Here is a 7943-nt window from a genome sequence, read left to right as displayed (position 1 = left end):
GGCCGCGCCGTTTCGGTGCCTGCGTTCAGTCGGCGGCGGGGACGGGGCGGCCGACGTCGACGAGGAGTTCCACGGGCACGCCCTCGCGGCACCACTTCACCGCGAGGTCCGAGGCGAAGCCGTTCCCGTGCAGCAGGGGGCCGCTCTCGCACATGATGCGCCGGGCGTCCTCGGCGCGCACGGGAAGGCCGAGGTATGCGCCGCCGGGGCGTGGCCAGGTGAGGTCACGCGCGTTGCCGTCCGGGCCTGCGCACCATGCGTGCTCGACGGGCCAGGCGATATCCCACGCGAAGCCTTCGACGTAGGCGAGCTCGCCCTCGGACGCCCAGGCCCACGACGCCGCTTCTACGTAGCACTTCCCGGGTTCGCCGGGCGGTGTGCCGCCGTCGGGCCACGGGGCCGGGGTGAACAGGCGGCCGTGCGCGAGGAGGAGGGCGGCCACGCTGTTATGGGCCCACCCGGGGCGTTCGCCGCGCAAGCCAACATCCCTGCGCAGGTGGTCGACGAGCTCGCCCTCGGCCGTGGCGGGTTCGGTGTGGGGCATGGGTGGGCGTCCTCCTGGTGGTCGAGCGGGCACCGGTCGAGTCTGCCCGTTCCGGGCGGTGGCTGGGAGGCTCTCGGTCGAACCCGCCACGGGTGCACAGGTGGCCGGCACTTCCGCCCGGTCCGTACGGCGAAACCGCAGGTAGTACCGAACCCGCCATCTCGTGCACCCCCTCGGCGCCGACCCGCCACGGCGTGCGCCCCCTCGGGGCGTCGGCCCTGGTCCGGGGCCTGTGCCCTGCGAGAGTCGGGGCCCGCTGGTGGATCTGAAACCGCCATTCCGTGCACCCCCTCATGACCAGGTGTTATGACGGAGTCTCATATTTTATGAGCTGGGGACATACGGACCCTTGCTCGACGGGGCCGGACGCGCCGCGCTTAACTCGCAGTACAACTTGTAGTTGAGTTACAACCTGTGTCATGGTGAAGGCCCACCGACTCAAGGAGGCAGCACCGATGAACACCCCGACTCCCGCCGAGCTCCCCGCCACGGCCCGCACGTTCGTGGTCGACGCCGAGACGCGGGCCCTGTTCGAGGACGTCGTCGCCGAGGCCCGCCCCGAGCTCGGCGCCGTCCTGGCCACCGTCCGCGCCGACGACGTCCCGGCCGGGGCCGTCGTCCTCGGCTGCTACCCCGACGGCGTGAACGTCGAGGAGGCAACACCGGCCGGGGCGATCACGCACTCGGACCCGTACACCGCCGTGCCGCGCCCGTACGACTCGGCGTGCGACTGCCTCGGATGCACCGAGGCCCGCGACTGGTCCGGCCCCGTGATCACCCTCGCCACCGAAACGATGTGGGACGCGTGCGACCCGGTCCCGGCCGCCGCGCCCGTCCTGGTCCGCCTCGCCGCGTAGACCCGACCCCGCCGCACGCCGAGGGCCCCGACGCACATCGCGTCGGGGCCCTCGGCGTGCACCCCAACCGCCGCAACACACACCCTCGTCGAGGGACGGACCGCTAGACTCGGCAACCGTGCAGGGCGTGCACGCACATCACTGCCGGACATGTTCGGCGGTCAAGGTCTTGCGAGGCCCTCGCTTACGCCCAGGCCACACAGAGGGCACTGAGGGGGCCGCGCCTCACCATGCGGAGGGCGGCGCGTTGTCGAGGTCGAAGGCCGGGGACCAGTCGGCGGCCGTGGTCCGCAGCCCGACGGCCGGCACTTCCGAGGGCGGGCCGAGCTCGTCCTCGCCGGGCCGGTCGTCGTAGTCCTCGGGCGGGTCGACGTCACGTTCGGGGCCGTCGTCGAGGTAGTCGGGCTCGTCCTCCTGGTCCTCCTCGGCGAGCGCCTCCTCGTGCTCCTGGTCCTCGTCGTACCGGTCGTAGTCGTCCTTGGGGGTGGGGTGCTCGTCGGGGTCGAGCTCGCCCTCGTCGTCCTCCTCGGGGGTGTGGTCGGGGAAGTTGGGATGCCTGATCCCGTGGTAGATCACGGTCACGGTGGGGCCGCCGAGTCCGTCCGACAGAGTCCGTTCCGTCCCGTCGAGCTCGTCCCGGTTGCGGACCTCGCCCCACGGAAGTTCGGGGAGCTCGACCGTGGCCTCGTAGGTCTCGCCGCAGTCGGTACAGCGATAGACGTCGTACCAAGCGGTGAGGCTGAACATGCTTCCCGGGTACCGGTCGACGTGCTGCATGGGCCCCGGACACGGCCCCTCGTCGGCGTACTCGATCTCGCACGGGGCCCCGTGGTGACACTTGGGCCCGGTGCACCGGCACGGCTGTTCCGCCTCTGTGGGGCGCCACACCGCCTCGGCGTGCGCCCGCTGTTCGGGGGTGGCGGTCTCAGGGAGCGCCCGGACGCCGAGCTCCTCGGCGGTGACGCCGAGCTCGACCTCGGCCGCGGTGGGTTCGAGCACGTACGCCACGGCGGCCGGGGCGGATGCCGGCGCTTCGGTGGTGGCGGGTTCGGCGGCCTCGGCCCGCGCCCGATTCAGTGCGTCGTGATACCCGACGCCCTCAGCTTGTTGGATCTCTCGCGCTCGCTTCTGTACGGCGTTGCGCTTCGGCATGGCGATACCTCCCGCTCCGGGCTTCGGTCCCCACGCCACCCGCCCGGCACGGAACGGATCGTCAGCTCACTGCGGCGCGGCTTCCCGGGGGACCTTCTACCGTCGGTGCCCTGGCACGGCGTGGGCGCGCGGGCGGCGGTATGGGCGGCGGCTCCGCCCTCGGGAGAACCGTAGCGGAGGGCACCGACAGTGCGACGCGGAACGGGCGGCGGTCCTACTTCCGAGGCAGGCCGGTGCACTCGGGGTAGGGCACCCATCGGCAGCTCGGCGCGCGGCCGTTGCACCGCGGGCATACAGCGGTGGTGGACGTCAGGGGCAGGCCGTACACCCACATGAGGCAGGAGGGCGCCCGGAACGGGCCGGGTTCGGTCGGCCGTCGGTGCAGTGCGGGGAGGCGGTTCCATCGGCGGTCGGCGGCCGTGCGCCCCGATGGCTTCCCGGCAGGCTCGGGCCGGTGCTGCTCTAGCCAGTAGTCGAGGGGTGCGCGCTCCTGCCGGGTGAGGGTGCCGGCGGGGACGAGCTCGGCGACGACGTCCTCGACCCAGGCCGCGGACGATGCCCCGCGCTTCCGGCGCCGCTCCTCCCATGACCACATGAGCTCGGCGAGGGCGACGGCCTCGGGGTAGACGACGACGGGTGCGGCCCGGCGGCGGTGCCGGGTCATACCGAGGGCCTCCTCGCGGGTGTGCCAGACGTCGGCGACGGCCTTCCCGCCTTCCGGGCCGGAGCCGCGGCGGCGGGGGATGGAGACCCACCACCACAGCATCACTTGATGGGCGTCCGCGAGGAGGGCGTCACCGACGGGGCCCAGGCGGTGAACGAGCTGTCGGTGTCGGTGCAGCGCCCATCCGAGATCGGGGACGGGGGCGGTGTCGACGAGGTATCCGCCGTCATCCCCGGCGAGCCACCGACGGCCGCAGGGGCACGGCCGCCAACGGTGGCCGGTGGCGGCGAGCCACGCCCCGGGTTCCATGCACAGCGGGCAGGCCGGCAGGGGAGCGGCGCCGAGCTCGTCGGGCCACGGTTCGATGCGTACGGCCTCGATGGCGGCGACGCGGTCCGGGTGCGCGCTGGGGAGCGCGCGGGACAGTTGGTCGGCGTCACGGTCGACGAGGGAGGCGAGTCGGTCGAGGCCCTCGGGGGAGAGGAGGAGCTCCTCCCGCTGCGGGTCGAGGTCGTCGGCGGGGAGGTCGAGGATCTCGTCGAGGGCCCGCAGGAGCCGAGGCAGATCGGGGCCGTTGGCGGCGGCCGTGCGGGCGAGGAGAGAGAGCGTCGTCTCACCGGGGATCAGCGGAACGCGGATCGGGAGTCCGAGGAGGGGCTCCTCCGGGGCGGCCGGGTCGGTACGGGTCATGGCGGCACCGTGGCACACCGGACCGACAACCTGTCCCCGAACGGGTGACGTCCCGCCCGGACGAGGGGACCACCTGTCGTCACCTTGGCGCGTCCCTGTCAAGTTTCCTGATGAATCCACGAGGTGGACCCTCGGCCCTCCTGTCGTTTTTGAAGTGTCCTTGTCAAGTCCTCGGAGAAAACGCCGACACCCGACCCAACGGCCGGATGGGGGGCGGCGGGCCGCGCTCCCCGTACGCTTGCAGGGGCCGCCCCGCACGCTCGGGGGCCTGTCGCGTGCCCTGTCGTGCCCCCTGTCGCGCCGCGCCCTGTCGCGTGCTGTGACCTGCGCGAACGCCCCCGCCCCTCCCCCCGCGCGGAAGACGCGACAGGGGGGCGCCGACAGGGCCCGTCGCCCCCGGGCGGGCCGCCGCCTCGGCCGCCGCCGGGACCGCCGCCGGGACCGCCGCCGGGACCTCCTCGACCGCCGCCTCGGCCTCGGCAACGGGGACCAGGAGGCCAATCTCGGCGTACGCGGGAGGCAACAGGAGGGCACCCATACCGGCCCACCCGGGCGCGTCTCCCTCCCGTCCGCGCGCCACAACGCACCCGTTATCGAGCCGCTCGACACCGGTCAAGGTCACCGGGGCGCCCCACGTTTCGGGGGACAGGGGACCGCCGTCCCCGAACCCGCCACGGACCGGCACGCACCGCCCCGGGGTCCGAACGACGTCCCCCGACTCGACCGCGTCCCATGTGGTGACGCGCCACCCTTCCGGTGCCACGGTGCGGGCCCGCATCCGGCGCGCGGTGTCAGCCTCGGCCGCGGCCCGCACGTCGACCAGTGCGACGAGTCGGGCCGCCGCCTCGGCGCGGCTGGTGTGGTCGGTCGCGCGCCGCTCGTCGAGACCGAGGGCCCACCATGTGCGGCGCGTCCGGTAGACGTGCCCGACCGGTGCGCCGTCGACCGACACCGGATAGCGTCCCTCGGCGTCCCGGCGGCCGAACTTGTACCGGGGCGCCTCCTCGACCGCCGCCTCGGTCGAGACAGGAGCCGGCACCGGAGCGGCCTCGGCCCGCGCAGCCTCGGCCGCGCGCTGGTTCCGTGCCCACTCCTCGCGGTCCCGCGCGTACTCCGCCACCGTGGCACTCAGCGCACGGACCTTGTCGGCCACTGGGGCGATACGGTCGGCCGCCTCGGTCCCACGCTCCCGCGCGGCACGGTCGTGCAGCTCCTCGGCCGTCTCCAGCGCGGTACGCGCCTGCCGGTACCGGGCGCCCGGAACCTTCGTGTCCGTGTGCCGTGCGTCGTCCATCAGGGCCCGCATGATGACCAGTTCACCGGCCATGCGCTCACACATCACCCGCGCGGCGTGTTCGCGGTTCTTGGCCTCGGCGATTGCCTCGGCCCGCCACTGGTCCGCGGACGTGTCGACGATGCGCACGGCCGTACCCGCGTACCGGCTCACGGTGCAGTAACCGACGCTCCATCCCTTGACGGTCCCTCGGTCGGTAAGCGTCGGGTACGCGATGAACGGTGCGCCGTTGACCGCCGCAAGAGCCTGCCGCGCGATCCACACGAGACGGAGCGCGTTCGTCTCTCCGATGCGGCGGTCAACACCCTGCGCCCCGATCCACGCGTTCGGACGGCGCGCGGCCTCGTAGCGCTCCTCGGCGTCCGCGAGGGACCACTCCGCGCGCTGCAACTCGGCCGCCGCCGCGGCCTCGGCCTCGGCCCATGCGAAAGCCTCGGCGACCGTGCGCGCGTCCGCCTCGCACCCGTCGGCCAGCACGCGCGCACGCTCGGCGCAGTCACGCGCACGGGCGGGGTCCGTGATCTCTGCGCCGTCCCACCAGTCACGCCGCGCGGAAAGCTCACAGTCGTACGCGGTCCGGGACCGGCGGTCGATACGGGCGAGCGCAGCCCGCACCCGCTTGCCCTCGGTCTCGTCGAGCCGCTCAACGGGCATCGCGTCATAGATGTTGGTCCGGTGCCGGACGGCCGTCACCGTGAGCTCGTACGCCTCGGCCGCGCGGGACGCGTGTCCCTCCGCCTCCTCGGCCCACTGGCGCGCGGTCCGTCCGTCGCACGTCGCCACCGGTGCCGCAGGCTCGACCGCGGCCTCGGCCGCACGGACCGCCGCGCGCCGCTCCTCGGTCTCGGCCGGACCCTCCTCGGCCCGCTCGATAGCCTCCTCGGCCTCGGTCCACTCGCCGCACAGCATGAGCTGTCCCGCGGCGTGAAGCTCCTGGTCGTCCGACGTGATCAGTTCGCCGATGCGGACCGCCTCGGGGTCGACCGTGCGCGCCGCGCCCGACCCGTACCGGGCGAGCATCGCGCACATGATCTCTCGGCACGCGCACAGCCATTCGCCGCACTTCCGGCACTCGTCGTCGGCCGCGGTGCGCGCGGCCTCGGCCGCCTCCTGCGCAGCCTCGGCCGCCTCCTCGGCACTCCCGAGCGTCTCCCGCGCCGTCTCCCGCGCATCCTTAGCACGGTCGTAAGCGCGGTCCGCCTCGGTCTCGTACAGGGCACCGGTAGCGGCCTCGGCGTACTTCCGGCACTCATTGGCCGCACGCTGCGCCCGCTGGAAAGCGCGCTTGCAGTCGACGACCGCCTCGGCCGCTCCCTTGGCGTCCGCCTCGGCCTGGTCCGCCTCGGCGTCCGCCTCGGCCCAGGTACGCGCGGCCTCGGCCGCCTCCTGCGCCGTCTCGGCCGAGTGCTGGAACCCGCTCGCAGCCTCGGCGCACTTGCGTGCCTCGGCGAGTGCCTCCTCGGCCTTCTGTCCGGCCTTGACCGCGTCGAGTGCCGCGCGGGCCGCAGTGACACCGGCCTCGGCCTCGGCGCGCGTCTCGGCCGAGACGTCACCCGCCGGGACCTTGACCTCCTCGACCACGGTCTCGACCGCCGCGCCCGGAAGTGACTCCATGCCGGACCGGTACCACGCGACCGTTTCGCGGTAACCGCGGCCCACCGTCGCCCACTTGCCCGCGCGCCATGTGTAGCGACCCGTACGGGAGTCGGACGGCGTCACCACAACCAGCGTCCACGCGTCGGCCGTTGCGTCGTGCTCGACCATGACGCCCCACCCGCAACCGGTAGCGGCGGCGGCGAGCGCACCCAGGGTGCGGGGGGCGCCGGCCGACAGGGCGTCAGCAACGGGCATCGGGACGGAAGTCGAGGTCATGCGCGGTTCCCTTCGGATCGGACCGCCGGGACTTTCCCCCCGGCGGTTGGTGCGGTCCCCACACTAGCCAACCTGCACCACAACTACAAGTTCAACTGTGAGTTGATTTGCAGCTATCGCACCCGTGGCGACCGAACCCGCCACGGGTGCGCCGGACCCCGAGGCGAGGTCAACCCGGGGCGCGCGGGAGATCGTCCGAAACGGGCCCAGGAAAGGGCCTATGCGCCGTTCTCCCGCCCTATCTCCGACCCGGCGGCCCGCAGTGCGCACACGGGGTCGAGGGGCTTACGGAGGCACACAGGGGTTTTCGCAGGTCACGGCACGTTGTGGAAAACGGGTGCACCTGTTGGCGGTTTCAGGGCTGACCAGGGGAAACGGGGTCGAGCGGGCCCGAAACCGCCACGGGTGCACCGTGATCGGTAAGTGGTGAAACAAAGGAGGTGACCCTTACTCGAACAAGCTAATGGAAACGGTTCCCAACAAGGGGGTGTGCGGGACGGCCGTTTCCGCTGGTCAAACCCGAACCCGCCAACCTGTGCACCCCCCTACCTTTGTTCGATTTTCGGCATGTGGAAAAAGGGTGCACGAAATGGCGGTCTCTGCGATCACTTACGATCGGGTGTCGAGGCCGGCACTCCCCGAAAAGTAGGGTTGACCTGCGGAAACGCGGCTATCCACAGGGGTGCACCGTTTGGCGGGTTCCACCTAGTTCGATCACTCAAGCCGCAGGCGCAGACGTGATCCGCGAAGCGGATCACCGCGGCCCGCGAAGCGGGCCGCATAGCAGACAGCGTGAAACGCTGTCAAGTGATCGGCGAAGACGATCACTAGGCATAGGCGGCGAAGCCGCCTATGTACCCGCGCGCGGGG

Annotated in this window: 5 protein-coding genes; 1 reads left to right on the top strand and 4 read right to left on the bottom strand. The window is 72.6% G+C overall.

From position 1 onward, the window contains the following. Positions 1–25: 25 nt before the first annotated feature. Complete coding sequence (locus ACZ56U_RS39070; protein WP_469088696.1) at positions 26–544, bottom strand: hypothetical protein; 519 nt, start codon at positions 542–544, stop codon at positions 26–28. Between the two features lie 455 nt (positions 545–999). On the opposite strand from ACZ56U_RS39070, the gene ACZ56U_RS39065 reads away from it, so the two are divergent. Further along, complete coding sequence (locus ACZ56U_RS39065) at positions 1000–1401, top strand: hypothetical protein (protein WP_469088695.1); 402 nt, start codon at positions 1000–1002, stop codon at positions 1399–1401. A 225-nt stretch (positions 1402–1626) separates the two neighbouring features. Here ACZ56U_RS39065 and ACZ56U_RS39060 read toward each other — a convergent pair whose 3' ends face one another. From ACZ56U_RS39060 to ACZ56U_RS39050, 3 genes are all read right to left on the bottom strand, one after another. Further along, a complete protein-coding gene (locus ACZ56U_RS39060) occupies positions 1627–2553 on the bottom strand; it encodes a hypothetical protein (RefSeq protein ID WP_469088694.1) in 927 nt (308 codons plus the stop codon). A gap of 214 nt (positions 2554–2767) precedes the next feature. After that, complete coding sequence (locus ACZ56U_RS39055; protein ID WP_469088693.1) at positions 2768–3907, bottom strand: TniQ family protein; 1140 nt, start codon at positions 3905–3907, stop codon at positions 2768–2770. 163 nt (positions 3908–4070) lie between these two features. Then, the gene (locus tag ACZ56U_RS39050; protein ID WP_469088692.1) at positions 4071–7073 is read right to left on the bottom strand and encodes a hypothetical protein; all 3003 of its coding nucleotides are present in this window, start codon (positions 7071–7073) and stop codon (positions 4071–4073) included. Positions 7074–7943: the final 870 nt, after the last annotated feature.

This window comes from Streptomyces sp. NPDC034103 (genome assembly GCF_055575395.1).
Note: the sequence above shows the minus strand (reverse complement) of the source record. Positions and strands in the feature narration are given on the sequence as shown.